We start from the raw sequence: 25661 nt of genomic DNA on the forward strand, positions 1-25661 counted from the left end.
TATATTATGTTTCAATTATTTGTAAGTGTTTTTCACATTTCTTATTGAGCAAATCTGTCCTTTAGTTTAATGACCATTTGAATATATCCATTACAAATACAACAGATCATACGAGGGATGCGTTTCTTGAATATTAAGGGTTCACAGCGACACTTCTTGGATTTGATCCTACTGGAATCGTAGCTACAACCGTATTTGTTATTCCGTTAATAACGGAAACATTGTTAACGTTAAAGTTCGCTGCGTAAATCGCGTTTGTTAAAGGATTGACAGCGACACCAAATGGATGAGTACCAACTGGTGTAGTTACAACCACATGCGTAGCCCCGTCTATAACGGAGACAGTGTTGCTGTTGTTGTTTGTTACGTAAATACGGTTCGTATTAGGATTGGCAGAGACACCTTCTGGATTTAAGCCTACTGGAATCGTAGCTACAACCGTATTGGTGATTCCGTTAATAACCGAGACATTGTTGCTGTTAAAGTTCGCTACGTAAATCGCATTTGTTAAAAGATTGACACCAACATCTCTTGGATTTACTCCTACAATAGGAGAAGCAATAACTGCATTCGTAGCCCCGTCTATAACGGAGACAGTGTTGTTGCCTTGGCTCGATACGTAAATACGGTTCGTGATAGGATTGATAGCGACTCCAAATGGGTTTCCTCCGACTAGAATCGTAGTTATTACCGCATTCGTAGCTCCATCAATTACGAAGACATTGTTGCTGTTGATGTTTGCTACGTAAATAAGGTTCGTATTGGGATTCACAGCAACACCGAATGGAAGTTGTCCTACTGGAATTGTAGCTATAACCGTATTTGTTATTCCGTTAATAACGGAGAGATTGTTGCTGGTTGCGTTTGTTACGTATATACGGTTCGTGTTAGGATTCACATCAATGCCTACAGGCTGTACTCCAACGGGGATGTTCGTAATGACGCTATTTGTAAACCCATTAATAACAGCGACAGTGTCGGCTAATTGGTTTGTGACATAAATTCGATTAAGAGAAGTAGGAATAGTAGGACTCGCCGGTCCTGTTGCTCCAGTTGCTCCTGTTCCTCCAGTTGCTCCAGTTGCTCCTGCTACACCTGTTGCGCCAGTTGCTCCAGTTGCACCTGTTGCGCCAGTTGCTCCAGTTGCACCTGTTGCACCTGTTGCTCCTGTTGCTCCTGTTGCACCTGTTGCTCCAGTTGCTCCAGTTGCTCCAGTTGCTCCAGTTGCTCCAGTTGCACCTGTTGCCCCAGTTGCTCCTGTAGCACCCGTCGGACCTATCGGATATTCAGAAAATTTGATTTCAATTTCTCGCCCATTGTAAAGTTCAATTTCAATTTCCTGGACCTGATTCCAATCAATGTCTTCTAAAAAATCCTCAAGTTCGGATTTTCTTTCAGTTGAGTCAACATCTTCATCGAATTTCAATTTGTACTCGACACCATTAAAATACTCGATTTCAACTTTTTGGATATTAGTAATACCTACATCTATTAATATATCTATTAACTGAGCAAGTTTACTCATAATCCCATCACCTCCCTTAATTCATCATACGTATTCCTATCATATTTGTTTGGACTTAATGGTATTAGAATAATAATACCCAATAAAATGCCTTTGACTTTTTATATATAGTAAGGTGCGGAGCGGAGTGAACTTTTACCAGTCGACACCTGGTCATCAAGTTGAGTGCTGTTCCGAAAGCAATGAGTCTTTGGGTCATGATTAGTTTCAACAATAACTTCCCTATCCTTTTTGGGAATACGGAATTAAAGAAAGAGTTAAACCCGGACGTACTCCCCAAACAAAAAACGCTACCAGTAGTAGCGCGGGATCATCATATAGACTGTATATTGCCTTCCTCGAATCAGTTCTGAAGGCTCAACATACCTCATTGTCGTTTGAATTGAGTCATGACTTGCGAGTCTAGCAACCAAAAGAGGAGCGTAGCGGTGAAGCAAGCTCCTCAACTCCCTCGGTTCGATTAAGTTTTCTCACGTATGCTCGCTTATTCGCAGGATTTCACCCTTGTTAAAAGACAGGAGGTTTGGAATTGAGTCACCGTAATAGACCTTGGCAACATGAAGGCGCACTGAAGCACAGGGTGAGGCTTACACCCCATATATTTCCATATACTACACGTTATCTCCACGCCGCCCCTGGAGGTTTTTACTCCCATGTCTCAACGGGTCTATGCCCTCTCATTCCTTCGTTACACCTGTCCAAGGGGTGGAGCCGGTCTTGCTATCGTTACGGGTCTATGCCCTTTGGTTGAACACATCCGGTACCCCGTGCTTTCTTTTGAACCCCCGCGAATAAGCCAAAATTCGTACGACGAAACGGTTGGATATTACTAAGTACTTAAGCTGCTAACTGAAGTGGCATTGTTTTAGTAGGGTCGTAGGCTTCGTTGCTGCGGGCCATTCCAACGAGTATTCGGGCTAATTTTCCACACAGTTTCATAAGAGATCTCATTTTCTTCATCTTTTTCACCTATTCGGCTAGAAGCTGCTTTAAATGAAGCTTGTACGCATAAGTAGCTTGTTTAGAACCAACAGAATGACTAGCAAGAGCAATAAGTGATCTAGCCTTTATTTCGCCAGGCTGACGTTTCATTAGGGACTTCCACCCACATACCACATCTCGAGGCTCTAATTCCCTCAATTCTTCAGGTGTTGAGAAAAGCCGTAATGTGGCCAATGAGCCTTTGCACATAAGGTTTTTAAAGACTTGTCGCAATTCAGGAAACACAACTTCAACCCAGCGATGAAATTGATTCTTCGCACTAACGAGTCTCGTTACGACAGAGTCCCGGTTTGAGAAAAAGACTCGAAGTTCCTCAAAGGCTTCAGGTGTGGTGCGAGTGAAAGAGTAGTAGCCATTCTTAACCATGTCTGCAATTACAAGCGCATCCTTTTTGTCGCTCTTAGATGCGTATTGTCACGGTTTTCCTTATTCTTTTTCACGAGATGAGGATTGACGAGAACAACTTCATATTGACGCTCGGAGAGCCATTTAGAGACGTTAAGCCAGTAATGCCCGGTAGGTTCCATACCAATGATAGCCGAACTAAGGTTATGAGCTGCTTGCAGTGAATGAATCCACCGAAGAAGATTTTGAAATCCTTCTTCATCATTCGAAAAGGTTATTGGAATACCGACCACGATTCCACGAAAATTAACTGCTCGTGCGACATGTTCTTGTTGAGCGATGTCGATCCCGACAACTAGATGCTGAGTGGTAATTATTTCAATGAATTGATTTTGTTTGTTCTGCGCTTTAAACTTCATTAGAGCGTCCTCATGGATGATGGGATTTTAAGGGCTATGACCCGTTGCGTACTCCCATCGTACCGAGGCGCTTATTTTTTTGCAAAGCTTAAAATTAACGCTCTACAGGAATGCTATCGTTCACAGTTAGCGTAATGACCCTTCTCAATCATTGATTCGTCAAAACTGAGTTTACAACCTATTAAAATAAATCTGTAACGGCCCCTTTGGAAGCAGAAGAAACTAATCTCGCGTATTTACTAAGAACACCTGTAGTAAATTTCAATTGTGGTTGAACCCATTCATTCTTTCGTTTCGCTAACTCTACTTCCGAAATATCAAAGCAAATTTCTTGCGTTTCACTATCAATGGTAACGATGTCACCCTCTTGCAGAAGAGCTATTGGTCCGCCTACTTGTGCTTCTGGTGCAACATGACCAACTACAAAACCATGTGAGCCACCTGAAAATCTACCATCAGTTATGAGAGCAACTTCTCCACCAAACCCTTTCCCGACGATTAAAGCGGTAACTGAAAGCATTTCTGGCATGCCTGGTCCGCCCTTTGGTCCGCAATACCGAATAACTAACACATCTCCTTTGCGGATCTGGTTTTGTAAAATTGCCTCAGTAGCCGCTACCTCGCTATCATATACGCGTGCAGGACCAGTGAATCGAGACTTTTTCATCCCTGACATTTTGGCTATTGCGCCTTCTGGAGCAAGATTGCCCTTTAGAACGACTAACGGCCCACTCGTCTTTAAGGGATTATTAAACGGGCGAATAATGTCTTGATTTTCAAGTAACGGTTCTGATGCTGCCAAATTTTCTGCTAAGGTTTTACCGGTAATCGTCATACAATCACCATGGAGAAGACCTTGCTCAAGAAGAAGCTTCATCACGCCGGGAACCCCACCAATATCACTTAGATCCTGCATGACATACTTTCCACTCGGCTTAAGATCTGCAATGTGTGGCACTTTTACACGAATGCGTTCGAAATCCTCATAGGTTAACTCTACTTGGACAGAGTGTGCAATCGCAATTAGGTGCAAGAAGGCATTGGTAGAGCCCCCCAATGCCATTACAAGTGTAATCGCATTCTCAAATGCTTTCTTTGTCATAATATCGCGCGGGTAAATTCCCATCTCAAGAAGTTCGAGTACTCGCTCACCTGCTTCTTCGCATTCCAATGCTTTTTGAGGTGATATCGCTGAGGTAGAGGATGAACCAGGAAGACTCATGCCTAATGCTTCTGCAGCAGATGCCATTGTGTTAGCTGTATACATTCCTCCGCAAGCTCCGGCCCCAGGGCAAGCGTTGCACTCTACCTTGTGAAGCTCCTCATCACTTATCTTACCATCATGATACAGCCCTACTGCTTCAAAAGCACTGACAATATCTACGTCTTTACCGTCTAACTTCCCAGGCTGAATTGTTCCGCCATATACATATACCGCAGGCAAATTCAGTCGGCCGATAGCCATTAAACACGCTGGTGTATTTTTATCGCATCCGCCTACAGCAACAAGCGCATCGAAACGCTCTGCGTTCGTAACAATCTCAATGGAGTCTGCTATAGCTTCACGGCTTGGTAATGAGTACAACATCCCGTCATGCCCCATTGAAATTCCATCTGACACCGTAATGGTATTAAAAATTAGAGGAGCGCCGCCATGAAGCTGAATTCCCTTTTTCGCTGCAAGCGCTAAGGAATCAATATGCATGTTGCATGGGGTTACTTCACTCCATGTACTCGCCACGCCAATCATCGGCTTCTTGAAATCCTCGTCTTTAAAACCGACAGCCCTCAGCATAGCGCGATTAGGGACGCGATTAACTCCCTCACTTATAACTTTGCTACGAATTCTTAAATCTTTATGACTAGACATACTCATTCATCCTTTCACTATTAGATTAGGGCATACAGTTCATGCATTGGTCTTATTAAGTTTTGTTTCATATGTGCTGAGGCTTTTTCAGTGTCTTTCTCTTCCAAAGCTAATATGATAGATTCGTGCTCTTCCACAGAGATAAGTGTCCCTGTGACTGGTTGCTTAAGAAAGACATATTTAAACCTTCTTATATGAATTTGCAGTGATGTGCTAAATGATGCGATGTACGCGTTATCCGATACATCTATAATTAAATTATGAAACTGCTCATCAAGTTCCATAGCATGGTAAGTCTGTCCACTCTGGATGGCTTGGGCGAATTGCTTATTTATTTCTTTCAAGACCTCGATCTGTTCCAGTGAAATGAGTTTTGCTGCATATTCAGCAGCCAAAGAATAGAGCGCAGCGAGCGTTGGGTACATCTTAAGAATATCTTCTTTTTCTATGCTCGTTACTCTCGTTTCTTTACCAGGAAACATCGAGACAAGTCCTTGCATTTCCAAAAGCTGAAAAGCCTCCCTGATTGGAGTTCTACTAACAGCCAAAGATTCCGCTAGTTCAGCATCAATTAATTTCTCGCCTGGTACGAGTGTACCCTCAATGATCCATCTTTGGATTTGAGTTAATGCTCGTTCTTTAGCTGATACTCGAGTTGGTGAAGCAAAATTGTGGGGAACTGGCATTTTAAGTCTCCTCTTTCAAGTTAAATATATATATGCAATATATCGCATATTGGAGTTCGATGCAATAAGTTTGGATTTAATTATTTATTTTTTTGTTGATTATTTTATTAAAATGAGCAGAATGCCGAGGGCACCTGCTCATGAAGATGAAGTAATTATTCAGCAAACGTTCTGCGTTAGCGTAAAGACACGATTTTATCAACCATCATTGTTTACTTGTCTTCATTCATAATCAGTTAGACTTGCAATAATGATAACAATTGATTTATTGAATCTATTTGGTACGATGGTTCATCATGTCCTTCAGTCCATGGATGGATGCCACGTATCCAGACTGGAGTTAATCCAGCTGAAGCTGCACCAAGGATATCATTGACTGGATGGTCACCGATGTACCAAGTGTCAGAAGCACACATATTTATTTCTTCAAGTGCAATAGCAAAAATTTTCTCATCTGGCTTCTTTACGTTCACTGATTCAGAAATAATAATGGTACTTAGATACTCACGAATACCTAATGCATCTATTTTTCTGTTCTGAGAGAACGAACCACCGTTTGTTATAATTCCAAGCTTTATGCCATGTGATTTTAGTTGCTCCAAGACTTTGTACATACCTGTCGTTGCGACACTACAACGTGGAAATGTTGAAGCCCAATGCTCACTTATTCGGAAAGATTCAGGAGGGTTTTGTGCCCAAGGTAGTTCTTTTGTTAGTAGGGCAAAAACCTCTTCCCTTGAGCGATATCCATTCCCGTCCGCAATTTTGAATAATTGATAGACCTCTTCAGTAGATATTGTGTTTAAATGATTGTGAAAACTCTCCATAAATGCATAACTATACTTCATGAGTGATTGACTTCTATCGGTCAAGGTTTCATCAAGGTCAAAAAGAATTGCCCTAGGTGCCATTCGTTAACTCCTCCCGATGTATAGTACAAAAAATACTAGTCTACTTCGTTCATCTTCAACAATCGTTATCCTTTAGCTTAACTCCATTTTTGATTTAATGAATAATTTCGTGATCTTCTCCTTCTTTAGGGTCATTGATTACCAGCCACTGTGCCTGTATAACATTAAATTCTTGATTGCAATGATCGACAGCTTCATCGAGCATTTCAAACCATAAGTCAGCAACACTAGTCTTATCTTCTTGTGTATCATACAAAAAGACATACACTTCGCTCTCAGATTCGTAAACCATAACTTTTTTAACGTTCTCCACTGCCTCTTCAAGTAGGGCATACATTCGCACTTCAATACCCCCTTATTAGTTCTATACAATATTCTATCATTAAATTTAACGATTCTAACCTTTAGTTCAATCAATTGGGCTTATTGCGCTAGTAGTTCTTTAAGAAATTTATTATTTTTTTTGAGTTATAATCTTTTGCAATATCTATTGGGTTTTTCCGTTACAGTCCAAGGCGTTTTTACACCATTATCCAACAAATACTTTATTAATTCTGTTGGTTCCTCTCCAAGGCTTCCACCCGCATGAATTGTGCCGTCTATGGATATATCAACGGCTACATGTAAAGGTGTCCATTCTTCAAAACTCTTAAAATTTATCTCCGCCCCGTTCTGAAGCAAAACTTTACTACCTCTAATTGTTCATTTTCTACAGCTATATTTAGTAAAGAATGACCACTATTTATAGACTCATAATTTGCATTAATACCTTTCGAAAAAAGGGATTTTACGCACTCAATATCACCTTTCGCAACTGCTCTACAGATATTATCATCCAAGATTACCCCTCCTTTTAAGGGTATTTTACCATAAATACCCATTTATGTAATCTGCCCGTTAACGTAGTAATGGCTGCTTCACGGCAGCCATTTAACTATCGTTTTGCGTTAGCGCAATGGCGTAGTGTGGTTAAGTGGTGCATGATGACAGCAGTATTAGATTCCAACTATCTTAAAAACAATTCCCAACTGCCCTCTTCATTTAGTTTTATCTGAGATACCTCAGTATAATTAAGAAAAAAATCTTTCCTAAAGTCATGTAAATAAGAGCAATTATAACGATTCATAAATGAAACACAAAAATTTCCAGCTAATTCATCAGCACTACCTATTTCAATCCGTATATAGGTCTTTACATCAAATTCAAATCTGATTTTTAAAGTTTCTATTTCTTCTTTCCACCATTCGAAACAGATGATTATGCAAAAGTATAGACCAGAAATTGGCGCCTAAGGCTCGAATACTTTGCATACTATCGAACCTAGGATTTATCGAATGCCCTTTTATTCCTTGCAAAATTTTCTCTATTATCTAGTTTGCTAAAATGCCCTGCGATTTATTTCGCAGGGCATTGATCAGTTTATTAAGAACCAATAATCTAACTCAATTGCACTAAACTAACCGACAAAAGCTTCATCAAAAAATAAACCAGTTAACTTGTTTTCATTATAAAGATTATAAAACTTTTCAGTACAAAAAATACGTGAAGGATAGATGTCTACTTTAAATAAATCTGAGCCGTCCCAACTTTCAAGGTCAAGATACTTTGCTCGCCCTGAATCAATAGGATTATCGCCCGTAGTTCTAATACGAATAGAACCACATTCAGTACAAACATCCGTAATTAACTCCGATTTATTTAAATCAAGTTTTGCTTTACCTTTAACAAAAAGATGATAGTATTCAATTGGTGAATCCGAAATTCTTTTTAGCTCTGCTGAAGTGTAGTTATCATTTCTAAGACGTTTCTTATCTAAATCTGTTAAATCTGTAGATGATTTAATAACTACATTCTTCAGAAGGAAATTGGTCATGTTATTCTTAACGAGCAATTCTTTTACTTTAGTATTAATAAAAGTACTAAATATTTCATAACTTAAAAAATCTGGGAAGTTGCTATTTGAAAGTGCAATTTTTATGTTATGATCTGATTCATTCGTAAAAATTAATTCTGTCGTCCAATCTTCGCCGCATGATGAACAATTAATTTGTTGGATAGGGTATTCACCAATGCTCATTCCAATAGCATATTTTTTAGTTCGGCCTAGATCAGCGGATAAATAATAAAATCTCAAGGTTCTTCCCCCTACTATTTTTCTTTCATTTGTTTTGACAAAATTATGTATTTACATAGAGAGTAGTTAGCATTTTACTATTAACACATATTGGAAGTATACTGCCCCGTTACTTGAATACAGGGCTGCCTCGCGGCAGCCCTTTTGAGATTAAACTATCGTTCCGCGTTAGTTCAACATCCTATTAAATTTCTTAAGGTAGCTACTATTTAAGGGTCCCCTGAATCCACTGATTGGCGCGTCTTAGTTCATTTAACTTGCTCGTCGGCCGATGGACCGTATAGGCCGGGCACCGGAATATCAAGAAGCCGTAAATAAACCCCGAGCTGCGCACGGTGGTGGACCATGTGGCTTAATCCGAAGGTGCGAAGCGCGATAGCTCGCGGTTTGCGCAGGATGATATGGTCGCCGTTCCGCAAGGTCCATTCCTCCCCGAGCGTCTTCTCATCGCATTCGGCTAATAGCTTTTCAAGCTACGACATTCGCGTCGAATTCCTCCAGCACGTCTTCGCGACTTTCCAAAGCTTCCCGCCGAAGCGGCACAGTCGAAAGATCGAATTCCGGGTAATGAAAAATCGCGACTTGCCAGTTCAGCAGGTTGATTAGGTGCGTGGCCAGCCCGCCCAACGTCATAGATTTCACGTGGGGCTTCCATGTCATATGCTCCTCGGGCAAGCGCTCCAGGATGCGGCGCGTAGTGGCCAGCTCATGCATGGCGTCTCCGACGATCAGTTGTTTCACCATTGATTCCCTCTACTTCCTTATATGAAATGCACTCTATTCTATATTACCATATATTTCAAGTATCCTGCCCGTTAGTTCTGTTTCCGCTTGCTAACTCGTCAGTTCTGGCAAATATAAGGGGCAAATTAAGCTCACCAGGCGAGGCAACTCACTACTGCGCAAGCATCTCTATTTCACTGTTTTTCACCATTTTGGACATTAAACAAACTCAATTAGGGTTTTATCAATTTCTTGAATATGTCCGATAGTTAATACGATACATTTTTCAAACCTCCTTCAATTTTTGATAATGCAAAAACGCTCTTGTCTTGTAGAGACGAGAAGCGTTTGCTTCCGGTGCCACCCAACTGGTCGGGACCGGCTAACTTAGGATCATCATTTGCATGATAGTCTTGATGGAAACGCCTCAAAGCTACGATCCTCTCACTCCCGTTGCTTCCGTATTTCCTTCTGCACTTGCCGCAACGCCTTTTTCGATCCACGCTCCATGTCGTGCTGAAACTTGCGGTCTTTATAGCTGGAGAACAGCGTATTCAGATCATATCCCGTAGGATACAACTCGCTGGCTTGTAGTTCTAAGGATACCCGCTTGGCATGCACCTCTACGAGCTGCCCTTCAAATAAAACCGTCATATGGTTGAAGCTATCTCGGCCTTTGTACACGATCGCGGGTTCATCATGCTCTAATAACCGCACACGATCACCCATCCCGTACTCCTCAAGTACAACTTCCGTTTCATCCGTAAGTGCCACTACCGGCTTCTTCATCACTTTACTTTCATGAAGGAGATCCAACCGATAGTTCTTACTCTTCATATACAGCTTCGCCCGCTCCAATACCGCATCTTTCAACTCCATCCTCTTCGAGATCCAAAGCGCATTGCTCTCGCCCGATTGCCCAATCAGTAGCTTATATTGCGGCTCTAAGGTCTCGTTGTCGAATGCCATGGCTGCGTTCATGAAATCCGGATGCCGTTCCGAAAATTCCTTAATCTCTCCATAGTGCGTGGTCGCAACCGTCATACAACCCATTTGGTAAAATTCTTCCAGAATCGCAATGGCCAGTGCCGCACCCTCATTGGGTTCCGTTCCGCTACCAATCTCATCAAACAACAACAACGTATTCCGATTCGCTTGGCGCATGATCTCGGCTATATTTTTCATATGGGACGAAAAGGTACTAAGCGCATTCTCCAGGCTCTGATTATCCCCGATATCAACGAACATACGATCAAACACAGCCACTTCGGTAGACGCATCCGCCGCGATGTGAAATCCGGACATCACCGCCAGCGCGATCAAACCGACCGTCTTCAGGACAACCGTCTTGCCCCCCGCATTCGGACCCGTAATGACCAAACTGCGATATCTATCGCCAATTTCAAAATCCAGCGGAACTGCACCTCCGGACAATAACGGATGCCTGCATCGGACTAACTTAATCGTCCCGTGGTCGTTCACTTTAGGTGCGATTCCATCCATGCTTTTGCTAATTTTCCCTTTGGCGAAAATCATATCGTACAGACTAATCAAATCAATATTGACCGTTATCGGCTGGGTTTGATTTGCGACTAAATCCGATAGAGCCGACAGAATCTGAAGCTCCTCCATCCCCTCCTCCATCTTGAGACCCGAAAGCTCTGCGTTATACTTGGCAACAGTTAATGGCTCCATAAACACCGTCGATCCCTTGGAAGATATTTCGACAATCGTTCCAGCCACTTGATGCTTATAGGCAGCTTTAATCGGGATGGTGAAGCGGTCATTTTTTTTGCTGACAAAAAACTCCTGAATAACCTCCTTGTTCGCGCTGTTCTTCAGAAACTTTTGCAGCTGCTCCTCAATCTTCGCCTCGGCAATATCAATATGCTTGCGGATTCGTCTGAGCTCTTTACTCGCCCCGGAGTCCACCCGATTCCCTTTAATAGCTTGGTGAATTGCATCTTCAATGTTCTGGAAATCCCACATGGAGTTGGCATAAGCACTTAGCTTAGGAGCGTAGAATTCCTTCTCGGTCATGAATTTCTTGACTTTTCGGCAACCCCGGAGAAAATCAGCAATGGCAATCAGTTCGGAGGGATCCAGCACCATCCCTTTGTCCAGCTTCTCCATCATGAGTTTAATATTCGAAATCCCCAACAGCGGCACATGTCCCTCGGTATCTAGAATCGCGCGGGCTTCCGTTGTTTCAAGGAGACGTTGCTTCACTACTTTGAGGTTTGAACTTGGTTCGAGCTGATCGATCAGTTGCTTGCCCAGACTGCTTACACAATAGCTTTGGACGAGTGTCTTCAATTCGTTATATTGTAATTTGTCCTTTGTACTTGGATGCATCTTTGCATTCTCCTCACGATTGGGTGATCATGATGAAGATCCCTGCACCATAAGATTTCAACGTTTATGCCCAAATAAGCGCAAAAAAAGCTGCGGGAAACCCACAGCTCATTACACTCAATTTACATGACGTTACACATAGAGAAAAGCCATCAGCTGACAAGGGATTTGTGTCCAAAGCCGCAGTTTACTTCCTCTGTTCGAGTCATGGTTCATGATGTATTCGCAGGGTTCTTCATAGGTAACTTAAATAAAACTATCATATAGGATTTTTAGAAATGGTATCCCGCTTCACCTATAGAATAGAATGTTATCTTCTTAAGTTATGCCTGTTGAAAACCTGCTACACTCATAAAACACCTCGTAGGGAATGTGTCTTGCATTGAAATCGTATGATGTAAGTAGGATATATGATTTGATGTAGGAAGTCAAGGGTTTAATGACCGCTAGTCAATTCTGAAATAATCATTTGGCTGGTGGAATACTTTCCGAAGTATTTGAACTATCCTGACCGAAGCGCCAAAGACCACCACGCTCTACTGCCCGAAGTTTAGCGGATCGTCAGATGTGGGCGTTTTCAAAATCCAGATTAACTTATGGCGTATACTGGCCTCGTTCCTCGTGAACATTCGACAGGCATCAGCACGCGCAGAGGTGGCATTACCAAGGCAGGTAGTCGAGTATCGAGACGTATTATGGTTGAATCCAGCTGGAGTTACCGTCATAAACCCTCAATTGGAAGAGAGCTTCGAAAACGATCAGAAGGCCAAGCAAGCGAGCTACTTGCGATTTCATGGCGAGCACAATTACGACTGAACAAGAAATATCACAATCATTGATATCTAAAGGATGAAATCCTGCGAATAGATGAGCTTGCGTGAGGAAATTAAATCATACCGAGGGAGCGAAATTGCTAATGGAAATTAATCACCATTGCGGTCTTATCGTCTGATTTCTTAAAGCGAATATGTTGAATACACTCAGGATCGCTATCCTCAAGTTCTATTAATTCTTGCGTATAAAGTCTTATACCTTTATTCAATATTGTTTGCGCAACAAATCTCCAATACGAACTCTGTTCGGGTACGATATTTGTTGGTAAAAACATCCTATCAGTCAACAAAATGATATGTTTTAAATACGTCAGATTAATTTTCCCGTATTCGAAAAAACGAACAGCATCCTTTTCCCCATTTAAAACCCCGTAACCACCATCTGTATTAGCGCGATATCGGTTCTTTCTTATTGTATCAATAACGGTTTCATGAAGCTCTTTCTGGCTTTTTAAGCCTTTTGTTATTCCTTCCTGCCATTTAGCTAATGCTGGAGATTCTACGTGAGCGACTTGTCTCCATGTTAATGGGCGAACCACTTCATTAGCATACACGGCTAGAATCATGCAATCCCCTGTCTGTATGAACTCCACACCATCATCCTGAATACGAACGATTGCCAATGCCGCTCCCCAGAGTTCTTCCTTTTTTTCCAGATCAATATTAGCGAGCACCATTTGTTCCCTAAGAAGATCATTCACCTCAATCATGTGGTCCTTTAAACTTCCAGGATCAGTAACAGATTCGAAGTAGTTTTTCACCAGATTCGCCGCAATAAAACCGCCAGTTTCCTTTTTGGAATTTAGATAGGGTACCAAGGAAGATACACCATCCAAAGCTCCATACAAATTTGCTTTCGGATGCATAATAATAGCATCCTCATTTAGTACCCCAACGCCTTTCTTGGTGATCTCCTCATAAGTAACATTCAAGTTGTTCACCCCTTTCTCAAATTAATCTGTAAATCCTCGATCTATTTTACCATTTTCTCCACTACCAAGTATTGGAACTATTCTGACCGATAGTTGAGCGGATGGCACAGAAACAAAAACAAGCGATGGATCGTTTCCATCGCCGCACTATAGTTTCTTGTTAGAGCAATAAAACACCATTTCGCGGACCTGCTAAGGTAATAATCGTTCAATTTCTTGACTCTTCGAAAAAAGCTAGAATTGACGTTCGTCCGCTTGATACCCTAGATCTCCAGGAGAAGATATTCCATTCCGAAGTTTACAATGAACCTATCTAAAATTGCCTAATTTATTGGCTATCCAGTCTTTTAAAGCGTCTTCGTGTTGTTTATTAAAAAGCGGTGGAAAATCTTCAACAGAGAAATATCTTACCTCTAATGATTCTGTCCCGTCTGCAATTAGCTCTCCGCTAACTGGCTTGCACTGAAAAAAGAATGAAATGGTTTGAGCTTCCCCGCCATTTGGATATTTTTCGAAATATTTGGTGTATATGCCGATTAAATGTTCAACGTTCACTGTTAAACCAGTTTCTTCGAAAATTTCGCGAATTGCTGTTTCCTCAGCGGATTCTCCGAGCTCCATTGCACCGCCTGGAAATCCCCAAGCATTTCTATCTCCTCGTTTTTGCAATAGTACTTCATTCTTTTCGTTGTAAATAATTCCTCCGGAAAAGTTAAGAAATATTAAATCATTTCCGACCTTTTCTCGAATAAAACGAATATAGTTTTGATTTTCTACCATATTTCCCCTCCACAACGATAACATATTAACTAAGTAGGTCTCTTGCAAACTCAAAAAGCTTCTCATCATCCCCCATTTTATAAATGGCTTAATTGAATTGTAACAATTTCAACTGGATTTTGAATGGATTAATGAAACTGAAACATGGAATTTTATAACTATTTTCCAATCTCTAATGAGATAATGTTCTTGTCACCCGACAGGTCCCAAATCACCGATGATCCCCATTCTTTCATTGATGATCATAAAGTTGTAAGAATCCGTTATCCTTTCTAAAAGAGAGAGGTTCCTCTGTCCCAACTGGCCTTAGGCATTCTAGGTTGGCTCCATGTTGACTTCGGATATAGAAAAATACATCGCCGGGCGTATAAGCCTCATGGCGCTGTATTCTATTATTAAATACTATTATGTTTCCTTCGGTCTCTCTACTTCTCCGACGGCTATCGGGTTTTCCCTGTTCGAAATCCAATCGATCCAACTCATTTCCATGCCAGCCCCCCCGTCTATACGGTCATCCTCACTTACAAGATGCTGGAATGCGGATGCTAGACTGTCTACGAATTTTAATTGTATCGACCCATACCGCTGAACTTGTCTAGCTGCTGCAGTTTCTTTGATGGCTTCGGGCAGTACGACAACAATCCATCGCAAGTGCGTATGTTCGAGGATCGGTAGAGCTTTCAACATTGAATCCAGAGTGGCGACCGTCCTTTCGGCGATAATTCGATTATCGATCAGAAGGTGAAAGGGCTGCGTCGCCTTTTGCAAAGCTATGTGCGCATCTGTCGCAATATCCTGGAAATCCTCCATCGTTACAACTGGTTCAAAATGTGTTAACGCCAAAATATGATTTGACACCAGCCAACCTGCTGTATAGCGCATGCTTAACCTCCTTTGTTTTGTGGTCAAATATTGATATATTGTCGACTAAATGCCCATAGCGCCTCGGATTCTTGGCCTTCGGTCAAAGGAACCTGGAAACGCATGGGGCGATTCTGCTTCCAGTGCACCCCCGAATGATTCTCCAAGATCAACCGACCTAGATAAGCGCTACCTTTGGCTATCGGCTGGCCGAATATTCGAGCCATCAATCGGAACAGCAATGGCGCCTCGTGGAACAAATTCGTTCTAACCATTCCCGGGTAGCAGGTATGCACGCGTAACTGCGGATATCGCTTGGCGAGCTCGGAAGCATAGAGATCGACAGCAAGCGCTGCCTTCATAGCGGACTGCAGACCGGCTTGAGGTTCAGCCCAAGCGGTTGAGACATTCTTGTGGACGCCATTACCTCCTACCATAACGATGCATCCGCCGGGTACAATCTTGTTCTGCTGAAGAAGCATCTCCGATAACGCGAATTTACTCAAATAGTTTGTTGCGAAAGTCGTCTCCAACCCTTCATTGGTCAGCCGGACCTCTTTGTCGGTAGATATTCCTCCCGCACACAGCGATAACGCATCAATCGGACCTTCGAGCTGTTCCGCTAATCGACGTACATCCGACATCTTGGCCAGATCTGCATAGAAGTAGTCTACCCCTAGCTCCGCGACAATTTTTGCGCCTTGAGTTTGATTTCGACCGACGATCGTCACCTTCCATCCGCTTTCAGCGGCTAAGCGCGCCGTTCCGTAACCGATTCCGCTTGTTCCTCCCGTAACTACAATTCGCATAACAACCCCTCCCCTATTAGTTAGGATCCTAGCTATTAAATAAACATAATTCATATTCGTCACTATACACGCACCATTGTGCTCACCTCCTCTCCGATAGTTAGGATGCTAGCTATATGTAAAGGCTAAAAACCCCTATTAATAATATTCCTTATCCCCTAGGTTCTTTGCCACTCTTTGCAGCCAATGTCCCAGCAAATCTCTCTCGGCTTGCGTGAACCCTTTAAGCATCTCGTCCTCGAATTCCAAAATAAGATCCACCAGCTTACCGAACACCTCATTGCCCTGCTGCGTAAGCGTCACAATGTTAGCCCTTCCGTCTGTATGGCTAGGTTTACGGGTGATGTATGATCGAGCCTCCAGCTTATCTAATATTCCGGTTAACGTCGCGGATGTAATCCCACTATGATGCTGGAGCTTCTGCTGCTCCAACCCTCCGGATTGAGCCAAATAGCCCAGGATCTCGAATTGCGAAGTCGTCAGATTGAATGTGCTTAACCGAACGTCAAGCTCTTTGCGCATAATAATATAGGTTCTTTTCAAGTAAAGGATGGATTGAGACATGCGGAATGGCTCCATTCTGAGATCGTGTTAATATAATTAGCATCCTAATTATAAATCGGGAATTCCCAGAATGTCAACCGACTTCGCTTCATTATTCAGCATAGCGGCAATCGAACAGATGGATTAACGTGCTAGCTGCAAATCGGGTCCTGTACCGCAACTACGCGGCTTTATACCTTTATATCCTTGTTATCCGATAAATCCCATTCTAACCTAGCAAATTATTAAAAATGCCTCGGAACTGCAACAGCCACTGCTGTAGTGCCTTCATCCAGCACGAAATGAAATGGAATTTCGATCAACGTTTCTCCGTTAGCGTAGTATTCCTTTAGTAAAATCCAAATAGTTATTATCTCTTAACCTGATCACTTTCTCATTGTGTATTTTCAACTTGGCTTCAAAACTACCTCTATTTTGTTCGAAAACCGTAGTCCATTTGTACATCATCTTCAACATCATGATATCTGGCTTGTAGTGGCACTGTTCAAAGACATGCGTTTAGACAATGTCGTCTTTTTTTATATAAGTGTTCAACAGAAGTCGAAGTTGCTGCATAACAAACCCTACATGTTTACTGTCTCTGCTCAATCTGCTTGCCATGACACTCCCTTCAAGAGAAGAAACTATAAATGATGATAGTGAATCAATATCTGCATCTGGACGGATTTCTCCAACAGATATCCCATGGTTTAATATATCTTTTATAAGGCGTGACATCTCCTCATACGCAGCTAAAGCTTTATCACGAAGCATAGGAAAATTATCATCGCATTCAACTGCAGTATTCAACAATGGACATCCTCCTTTGATTGGAGGATTGTTAACTGGATCAATATGGACATTGCAAACAGCCATGATCTTGTCTATCACTGAATCAGCATTATTAATGGCTGCTGATACCTGTCCCATCAAAACCTGCCCCGCATATTCAAAAGCTTCCACTGCGATTTCATCTTTGTTTGAGAATCTTCGATAAATTCCTCCTTTTGTTAACCCTGTTGCCTCAATGATGTCTTGTATCGATGACCCTGCATACCCCTTTTGATTAAATAATTCAGCGGATTTAATAATAATGTGTTGTCGTGTTTTTTCGTCTTTACGCATTTTTCAATCCTCCATACATCCCAAAAAGCATTTGAATATATTGTAACATTTCTCTTGCATTTAACTAAATATTAGATTAACCTAAAATAGAACCGGACGGTTCGGTTCGGTAGTTATAGCATATAGCTCATCATCAGAGAGGATAATGAATTTATGAACAATGTTAAAATCGTCCGCATTCCAATCCTCCCCATGCATATGGTAAACTCCCACTTACTTGTAGGTCCGGACGGATGCATACTTGTCGATGCGGGTTTACCAGGGTCTGAGAATAAAATTAAAAAAGCCTTAGCTAAGGAAAGACTCACATTTAAAGATATCAAACTCATCGTTGTAACCCATGCGCATGTCGATCACGCCGGAAGTGCAGCGAGTATTCGCGAGCTATCAGGAGCACCGATCTTGGCTCACGAAGGAGATGCTACACATTTTAGTCGTGAAACGCAGATGACTTTTTGCCCAACTGGTTGGTTTGGCCAATTATTTATCAAGACTCCATTAATGTTCGAGCCGTATATCGGTTTTGAACCGGATATTCTTCTTACAAAGCATGATGTTATCGACCTGAGTCGATACGGAATTCCGGGAAGAGTTAAGCAAACACCTGGGCACACGGCTGGCTCTGTCTCTATAGAGCTTGCTACTCATGAAGCTTTGGTTGGCGACCTTGTCGCCTCCGGAATTTTGTTAGGCGGTATCATAAGAACCACTCATGCCATACGACCACCCTTCGAAGATGACCCACACACAGTAGCCCGTGAACTGACCCGCCTTCTTGATTCGGGAATACAAAAATTTTACATAGGGCATGGTTGGCCATTAGAGGCACTCGAGGTCCAACGCCACGCCAAGTCTCTCATGTTGCTGCCAAAAAAATAATAATGTCGACGTTCATAGCCCAATGACTAAAAAATTCATTAAATCATTACTCAGCTGCACAATCTCATTGTTAGCATGATTCGCATAATCCGGCACCATCATATCCCTAACCATTTTAGTTCGTAGCCATATTTAATTGAGTTTTACCTGACAACTTCCCTTTCTTTATTTCGTCTTTGGCTCCAGCGTCAAAAGGATTTATCGTCAGAAGAATTTTTCAAGCTAGTGGAGAACCTATATTCAAGAGGGATTACGCCCTATTTTAAAGAATGAGTCTGTCATTCAAACCAAATCCATATGTTGTATAACAATACGTTTTCGACGGTGGAAATATTAGTTATAACTAAACTCCCGTTACTTCAAAAGGAAAAAGGCAACCGATCAATCTAGCCGGTTACCTTTCTCCAGAATACTATTGTTCTGCGCTAACGTTCCCTTAATTTAATTCACTACCTGATTTATCTTCGGAATTATAAAGATAGCCTTCTTTTTTTGCGAAATTCCATAGATAATTAAATAGTTCCGAAAATGAATCATTTTGATGTCTCCAGCTTTCGTTATAAGCTAATATTTTCTCAGGTGCAATTTGATTTTCTTTCCAAACCGTTCCCTTTGTATTGACGTTCTGAGCAAAAGCCTGCATCTTGTCTATTGTCTTAACGAATTGTGCTTCGCGTGTGTCTCCTGATTCAAACTCATCCCATAACTCATTGAATTCGTTTTTGAAATCCTCAGGGAGTTGTGCAAACAGAATTTCAGCAGCTTCATCCTCTCTCAACTTCTTCCCAACACGTGCCTTAATATCATGAGTGAATGTATCTCCGGCATAAATTTCCACTAAATCGTGAATTAGAATCAATTTCAAAGTTTTTTCTAAGTTAATTTCATACCCAATTTCCTTATGTAACAAAAGAGCAAACATACACATGTGCCAGGTATGTTCTGCATCATTTTCACGTCGTGCCGTATTCGATACATAGGTTCTGCGTTCGATTGTTTTAAATTTGTCTACTACTGAAAGGAAATTAATTAACTGAGTAATACGGGTAAACATTAAAACTTCTCCCCTTACTTGACTAAAAAGTCAACTACTTGTTGATGACCAGACAGCTTTATTGTTTAACTGTAGTTAATACCTATTTTTTCAACTGTGAGACTATTGTTTTCAGCTCAATTAAGTCATCAATAACGATATCAGCTTGAGAAAGTTCGTCTTCTCGAGCAAAATCAAAATTACATCCTATGGCAACTAAACCATTATCTTTAGCTGCATTTATATCCGATAGGCGGTCTCCTACTACTGCTGCATTGGTGATACCATATTTTTCAATAATAATTTGAACTAAGTCTGATTTATTTAACGACTTAATTTGTTGGATACTAAAAGTTTCAGAAACCCAATTATCTAAATTATAATAAGTAACAATTGCCTTTAAATATTCCGTTAAACCATTACTTGCTATGTAAATTGATCAATCATTCTCTTTTAAATGACTGAAAACTTCCATTACATTTGGATATAAAGCCCCTTTCCCACTTCTTATATTCTCAATTAATCTTTCTAGAAAGTATATATCGGTTTGTTCTCTTATTTCATTGGAATGATTGGGCATAAGAGCTTCCCATACTTTTGGTAAAGGTACACCCATAATTTCACGATATTTATTAATAGGCGTAACTGTATCCCATTCATTTATATCCCTTAAATGATTAAAAGTGTCTTCGAGTGATATTTCTAAAATTTTATCTGTTTGAAATAGTGTTCCATCCATATCAAAGATGAGTGATTGTGACATTGTACCTCTCCCTTTTTTTAATAACTGATTGATTATCATCCATATTTTAACACAAGCCTGTCAGGATAACTGCCCGTTCGTTTAGTTTTTTTTGTTCTTTCTCTGTGCTCTAGTAGCTCTACACGAAACAACAGCGACTTTACCAGCCTGTGATTTTTAATAGAGTTGCTTGGTTCGCTGTGGAATGGGAACGATTTGTGCTTGCAACACCTCCGATCGGATTACTACCTCAGCAACCATCACCCCCTTCACATTCGCTATACAGCGAATTATCCCTGGCGTTCTAGCTGCCTGGATATACACAGCACCTCTGCCAGCTTCCAAGCTGAAGGGATTTTCACCAATCAATCTGCCTGGACCCTCGACATGGAATGAAACCGCATGATGAGCAAGCTGAAGGGTCTGCCCCTTGCTGTCCTGTAAAGCAACTACCACTCGGGTGCAATCTGCACCGTCTGCGATAAGCTCGAGATCATCCGCAAGCATTGCCAATTGATCCGGCATCCCCACCGGAAACAGCTCATGCTCAGCTGCTGCGACACCGCCAATTTTGCCAACAACCTTGAGACTCGTTAGCAGACTCGATCCCCACTCCCACCAACTGCAGCCTGTGAACATAATCGGAGGATGCGGCAAGCTGGGGTAATTCACATAGTCAGGGCGTTCTGAGGCAACCTTAACCCCATTAACAAATAAATCTGCTTCTTCACAATTCGTAAATACAGGAACGACATCCCGAAAGTCTTCATTAAAGGACGGAATCAAATACCGGGCGATAAACACGACGGGCTGCTTGCCAGGCTCCATCTGACTGCGGTAGAAGTATCCGGCGAACTTGGGCAACCTGAAAATATCACAGACACCGTGATAGCAAATGCGATCACCAGAACCGAAATCCTGATGCGTGTTATAATCGAACGCACACCAACCAGCTGCTCCTGCTACGTGAGGAACGCCATATTGCCCATTCTGAATCTGAGCATGACCGAGCGCATGTTTAATTTGCCGTTCCACGCTGTCATACGACTTCGTCGGATACATATGCCCCATGTATTCCGTAATGAGATACGGGGAATGGTTTGGCTGAAGGATTTTCCCTTCCCGATTGCGCGTGAAATCGTTGTATGTAAACACATCTTCCAGAAACTCGCTCCCATGTATGGCACGCACACCACCGGTAGCCCGTGATGGATCCAGCTCGTGAGCAAGCGCATTCGTTCGCAAATAGAACTCGGTGTCGTCCTGAGATTCATTAATACGAACGCCCCATAAGAAGATCGAAGGGTGATTACGATCACGCACAATCATTTCTTCCAGCTGAAGCAGTGCTTTGTTCTTCCACTGCACATCGCCAATATACTGCCAGCCAGGCAGCTCTTCGAAGACAAGTAAACCAATCTCGTCGCACCGATCGAGGAACGATGGATCTGCGGGATAATGTGATGAGCGAACAAAGTTCAGCCCCAGCTCCTCTTTTAGAATATCCGCGTCTTTGCGTTGTCCCCTTTCACACATGGCTCCGCCCAAATAGGGGAACATCTGATGCCGATTCAGCCCTCGCAGTTTTAACGGATTCCCATTGAGATAAAATCTCCCATCCTTGCGGAACTCAGCACTTCGTATCCCTACTCTCGTCGTCAAATCGTCGTGTTCAAATCTCTCCTCCCCCATGTCGCACAAGGTCGTCCTCACTACATATAGATAAGGATCGTCGATATCCCACAGATGCGGGTTGTCCACCTTCATCGTCATTTGTCCAACTTCCGACTCCCCAACCTCAGCTGCGATAGTTGTAGTGACTTTCTCTACCACATCCCCCTCAGAATTGAGCAAGGAGGTATGGAGCATAAAGGTCCTCGCTTCACCCCGATTGTTAATCCGAAATATGCCGTCCATCGATGCTTCCTGTGAAGTCACATCTTTCCACGCATAAGAGGCCCATTCGATATACACTGAGCTCGTCACGATAAGACGGACATTCCGGTAGATGCCGCCAAACAGCATATAATCAACCAATCGCCCTTCTGGCGGAATATCGGGTCTACATGTAGAGTCCACTCTAACATTAATCACATTGGATTCCCCAATCACAACCCATTTACTAATCTCGAATGAAAATGAAGTATAACCACCTTGATGCTCGCCGACAGAAGCGCCGTTGACATAAATCTCCGCAGCAGACATCACACCATCAAACTCCACAATCAGACTTTTGCCCGTCCAATCAGCTGGAACCTCAAAGTGACGGCGATACCAGGAAACAAACTGATAGTCCTTTTCACTAAAATAGTGATGTGGAACAAGCTTATTCGTATGTGGTAGATGTACCTCCTCAAAATGAACATCTTTAAAGTCCTTGTGTTTGATTCTCGGCTCATCCAGGGCGCAAAATAGCCATTCCGTGTTAAAGTTTAAAATCTGTCTCATAGACATAACCCCTTTCTTTTAAATTGTCTTCCCCCTATTAAAAAGCACAAAAAGACATATGCAAACGTGTGGAGAGAGCTAACCACTTACGAACGTTGCATATGCCATTTTGCTCGCTTATCCGATCACAGCTTATTTCTTAATATTCGCCGGCCAGACGAATTGAACGCCTAGGGCTTTCTTGGCTTCCTGGAATTTCTTGTTTTGATAGTCATACAGCTTTTGAGAGCCCAGCTTTTCTTCTTGATCAATGCCTTCTTTGTAGAATTTCTCTACATCCTCTGGAGATTTCGCGAGAATCATTTTCGCTCTTGTTTTGACGCGAACTTCTTCACGTTTCGCATTGATTCCTGCTTCTTCCGAACCGCCAATCGGCGAAATGTTTTCGAATGCAAGCGCATCGTACGTGTATTTACCGAAATAAATGTTCGCTTTGGTTCCTTCCGTTTCCAGTACGCCGTTCACTGGCAACGTACGTTGAACGGGCATATAGCTAATCAGCCAATTTAACGATCCGTTGCCGTATTTTAATTTCGCTTTATTGGCGTCCTCGCTTCTAGCCTTAATAAACTCATCGGATAATTTCACCTTGCCGTTCGCATCGTAATCCCACGCAATCCCCTTAGGCCCGTAAGTCACAACCAAGTTCATCTCTTCAGCGGAAAGATATTTCATGAGTTTGATGATGCGATCTTGATGTTTGGCTTTGCTGCTAACCATGGTTAGTGTCCACCCGGAAGCCGCGACTGGATCGACCACCGGTTGTTTGCCCTTTTCACCACGTACCGGTCCAACCGCAACGAAGATGGCATTCGGATCTTTGGCATATAAGGCGTCTCTTTTAATCACTTTGTTTGAAAGCGCAAAGACTGCGCCATTGTTCACTTTCTCGGTAAGCTGTGCCTGATTCAGCGTCTGACTATCTTCCGGCATCAGCCCTTCCCGATATAAACGGTTAAGGAATTGATACGCTTCCAATGATTCCGGCGTTCTTTCGCGATCGACCAGATTTCCTTGCTCATCCTCACGCGGAGCACCGAAGAAGCTTGAGATCACCCAGCTTTCGAAGTAGGCTGGAGTCACATCGAATCCGTTATATTTCGTTTTCGAATCTTTTACTTTACGTAAAGCTGTGACCAGCCCTTCCTTCGTACTGAAGTCCTCAGGCTTAATGCCAAGCTGGTCCATGATGTCTTTACGGGCATATAATCCTTGGTTGCTATATAGGGTATCCCCTGGTTTCACATTTTCTTTGGCCCAGAAATAATTGGCATATCCATAGAAATGGCCATCCGGATTACGGAACCAGTCCTGCATGGATTTTGGCACATTAAATGTAGGCTCGTACTTAATAATCAACTCATCGAGCGGTGAGACCAAGCCAGACTTCTCAAGCACGCCTCGCTGCGGGGCCGTCTTATCCACCGTAATCATATCCGGGATATCTCCTGATGCGATAAGAGCACTTAATTTATCATTATTTCCTGAAGTGAATTCGATGGAAATACCTGTATCCTCCGTAATCATCTTATCCAGCAGGTTGTTAACCGGATCCCAAGTCTTCTTATAGGATTCATCCGCGACAAACCATGTCACCTTGATTGGCGTTTTATCATCCGGCTTTGCTGAAGCTGACGCTGACGCCGATGCCTTGGGCGAGCTCGTTGTTGTTTCTGAGCCCTTATCTGTAGAACAACCTGCAAGCAAGGTCCCAACCAATGTTGTGACAAGCCCCATGCTCACTAAACTTTTTTTCATTTGCTTTTCCCCCCTGATAGTCGTAAGTTAACCTTTCACAGAACCAATAAGCACACCTTTAACAAAGTACTTCTGCAGGAATGGATAAATCGCGACGATTGGCGCTGTTGTGGCCACCATCATGGCCAACTTCAATGTAGCTGAACTCACTTGCTTCGCTTCCTCTGGCATAGCGCTTGTCGCTTGCTGGCTAAATGCATCGCCATAGGAAGCATCTGTCACCATCCGCATCAGTACAAGTTGAACCGGCTCCAAGGATGATTTTGTCGTAAACATCAAGGCATCCATATAAGAGTTCCAATGATACACGCCATTAAACAAAGCAATAGCGGCTAAGACAGGCTTCGTCAGCGGCAACACCAATTGCAGCAAAATCCGATATTCTCCGGCCCCATCCATCTTAGCCGATTCGATAATTTGTTCAGGGATCGTTCGAAAGAAGGACATAATAATAATCATATCCCAAACACTGAACAAAGAGGGAATAATATACACCATAAAATTGTTTAACAAACCGATTTCTTTATATAGCAAGTAAGTCGGGATAAGTCCACCATAGAAGAACATGGTCGTGAGCATAATGACGAGATATACGTTGCGGCCACTAAGACCTTTGCGGGACATGCCGTAAGCAACGAGCGCTGTAAAAGCGATATGCGTGGACATACCGAGCAGCGTTCTGCTAATCGTAATGAAAAATGCATGATAAATGGTCGTATCTGAGAATACGGCTTTATAATTCGCGATTGTAAACTCCCGAGGCCATACATACACGCCGCCTCGTAAGTAATCCAACCCGTCATTAAAAGAACCAACTAAAGCAAACCAGAACGGAGCCAGCGTTACGAATACAACTGTAGACATAAAGATGATATTACCGATGTCAAACCATTTGTCCCTATTGGAACGGATATTCATTTTGTGTTCCTCCTTACACGCAGGCATCCT

The 25661-nt window shown here is 42.3% G+C and carries 20 protein-coding genes and 3 pseudogenes; 2 read left to right on the top strand and 21 right to left on the bottom strand.

The features are described 5' to 3' along the window. Positions 1-133 precede the first annotated feature (133 nt). The 10 genes and pseudogenes from ASG89_RS11690 to ASG89_RS11735 form a co-directional block, all read right to left on the bottom strand. Positions 134-1525, bottom strand: coding sequence for a hypothetical protein (locus tag ASG89_RS11690; RefSeq protein ID WP_057310815.1), 1392 nt, complete (start codon positions 1523-1525; stop codon positions 134-136). A gap of 972 nt (positions 1526-2497) precedes the next feature. After that, positions 2498-3291: pseudogene (locus ASG89_RS11695) on the bottom strand (IS110 family transposase); the annotation flags it as partial. Between the two features lie 181 nt (positions 3292-3472). Further along, positions 3473-5161 carry a dihydroxy-acid dehydratase gene (ilvD, locus tag ASG89_RS11700; protein ID WP_057310817.1) on the bottom strand — a complete coding sequence of 563 codons (1689 nt, stop codon included), beginning with the start codon at positions 5159-5161 and terminating at the stop codon, positions 3473-3475. A 20-nt stretch (positions 5162-5181) separates the two neighbouring features. Beyond that, positions 5182-5847 carry a GntR family transcriptional regulator gene (locus ASG89_RS11705; protein WP_057310819.1) on the bottom strand — a complete coding sequence of 222 codons (666 nt, stop codon included), beginning with the start codon at positions 5845-5847 and terminating at the stop codon, positions 5182-5184. A 236-nt stretch (positions 5848-6083) separates the two neighbouring features. Beyond that, positions 6084-6758: an HAD family hydrolase gene (locus ASG89_RS11710; RefSeq protein WP_057310821.1), complete on the bottom strand. Its 675-nt coding sequence runs from the start codon at positions 6756-6758 to the stop codon at positions 6084-6086. Positions 6759-6852: 94 nt separating this feature from the next. Continuing rightward, positions 6853-7095 (bottom strand): hypothetical protein, encoded by a 243-nt coding sequence (locus tag ASG89_RS11715; protein WP_057310822.1) that lies wholly within the window; start codon positions 7093-7095, stop codon positions 6853-6855. Positions 7096-7414: 319 nt separating this feature from the next. After that, positions 7415-7597 carry an ankyrin repeat domain-containing protein gene (locus ASG89_RS11720; RefSeq protein ID WP_057310824.1) on the bottom strand — a complete coding sequence of 61 codons (183 nt, stop codon included), beginning with the start codon at positions 7595-7597 and terminating at the stop codon, positions 7415-7417. 617 nt (positions 7598-8214) lie between these two features. Next, the gene (locus ASG89_RS11725) at positions 8215-8892 is read right to left on the bottom strand and encodes a hypothetical protein (protein ID WP_057310826.1); all 678 of its coding nucleotides are present in this window, start codon (positions 8890-8892) and stop codon (positions 8215-8217) included. A 248-nt stretch (positions 8893-9140) separates the two neighbouring features. Further along, positions 9141-9636, bottom strand: a pseudogene (locus tag ASG89_RS11730) (DinB family protein). Positions 9637-10059: 423 nt separating this feature from the next. After that, on the bottom strand, positions 10060-11970 hold the full coding sequence (locus ASG89_RS11735; protein WP_057310828.1) for an endonuclease MutS2: 1911 nt from the start codon (positions 11968-11970) through the stop codon (positions 10060-10062). Between the two features lie 596 nt (positions 11971-12566). On the opposite strand from ASG89_RS11735, the gene ASG89_RS38630 reads away from it, so the two are divergent. Beyond that, the gene (locus ASG89_RS38630; RefSeq protein WP_082593010.1) at positions 12567-12809 is read left to right on the top strand and encodes a transposase; all 243 of its coding nucleotides are present in this window, start codon (positions 12567-12569) and stop codon (positions 12807-12809) included. A 74-nt stretch (positions 12810-12883) separates the two neighbouring features. Here the strand turns inward: ASG89_RS38630 and ASG89_RS11745 are convergent, their stop codons facing one another. From ASG89_RS11745 to ASG89_RS11770, 6 genes are all read right to left on the bottom strand, one after another. Beyond that, positions 12884-13744, bottom strand: coding sequence for a protein phosphatase 2C domain-containing protein (locus tag ASG89_RS11745; RefSeq protein ID WP_082593012.1), 861 nt, complete (start codon positions 13742-13744; stop codon positions 12884-12886). Between the two features lie 300 nt (positions 13745-14044). Then, entirely contained in the window at positions 14045-14515 is a 471-nt protein-coding gene (locus ASG89_RS11750; protein ID WP_057310834.1) for an NUDIX hydrolase, read from the bottom strand. Between the two features lie 405 nt (positions 14516-14920). Then, positions 14921-15397, bottom strand: a complete 477-nt coding sequence (locus ASG89_RS11755) for a hypothetical protein (RefSeq protein ID WP_057310835.1) — start codon at positions 15395-15397, stop codon at positions 14921-14923. 23 nt (positions 15398-15420) lie between these two features. Continuing rightward, positions 15421-16185, bottom strand: coding sequence for an SDR family NAD(P)-dependent oxidoreductase (locus ASG89_RS11760; RefSeq protein WP_057310837.1), 765 nt, complete (start codon positions 16183-16185; stop codon positions 15421-15423). 138 nt (positions 16186-16323) lie between these two features. Beyond that, the gene (locus ASG89_RS11765; RefSeq protein ID WP_057310839.1) at positions 16324-16749 is read right to left on the bottom strand and encodes a MarR family winged helix-turn-helix transcriptional regulator; all 426 of its coding nucleotides are present in this window, start codon (positions 16747-16749) and stop codon (positions 16324-16326) included. A 498-nt stretch (positions 16750-17247) separates the two neighbouring features. Next, entirely contained in the window at positions 17248-17853 is a 606-nt protein-coding gene (locus ASG89_RS11770; protein ID WP_057310841.1) for a TetR/AcrR family transcriptional regulator, read from the bottom strand. 153 nt (positions 17854-18006) lie between these two features. Between ASG89_RS11770 and ASG89_RS11775 the strand changes: the two genes are divergently transcribed. Then, positions 18007-18732, top strand: a complete 726-nt coding sequence (locus tag ASG89_RS11775; protein ID WP_057310843.1) for an MBL fold metallo-hydrolase — start codon at positions 18007-18009, stop codon at positions 18730-18732. 436 nt (positions 18733-19168) lie between these two features. Here the strand turns inward: ASG89_RS11775 and ASG89_RS11780 are convergent, their stop codons facing one another. From ASG89_RS11780 to ASG89_RS11800, 5 genes and pseudogenes are all read right to left on the bottom strand, one after another. Further along, positions 19169-19786 carry an HD domain-containing protein gene (locus tag ASG89_RS11780; protein WP_057310845.1) on the bottom strand — a complete coding sequence of 206 codons (618 nt, stop codon included), beginning with the start codon at positions 19784-19786 and terminating at the stop codon, positions 19169-19171. Positions 19787-19868: 82 nt separating this feature from the next. Beyond that, a pseudogene (locus ASG89_RS11785) lies at positions 19869-20528 on the bottom strand (HAD hydrolase-like protein). Positions 20529-20684: 156 nt separating this feature from the next. Next, complete coding sequence (locus tag ASG89_RS11790; protein WP_057310847.1) at positions 20685-22955, bottom strand: glycoside hydrolase family 2 TIM barrel-domain containing protein; 2271 nt, start codon at positions 22953-22955, stop codon at positions 20685-20687. Positions 22956-23087: 132 nt separating this feature from the next. Further along, a complete protein-coding gene (locus ASG89_RS11795) occupies positions 23088-24713 on the bottom strand; it encodes an extracellular solute-binding protein (RefSeq protein WP_057310849.1) in 1626 nt (541 codons plus the stop codon). Positions 24714-24740: 27 nt separating this feature from the next. Continuing rightward, positions 24741-25631: a carbohydrate ABC transporter permease gene (locus tag ASG89_RS11800; RefSeq protein ID WP_057310851.1), complete on the bottom strand. Its 891-nt coding sequence runs from the start codon at positions 25629-25631 to the stop codon at positions 24741-24743. Positions 25632-25661: the final 30 nt, after the last annotated feature.

This window comes from Paenibacillus sp. Soil766, from assembly GCF_001428105.1.
Lineage (GTDB): Bacteria > Bacillota > Bacilli > Paenibacillales > NBRC-103111 > Paenibacillus_E.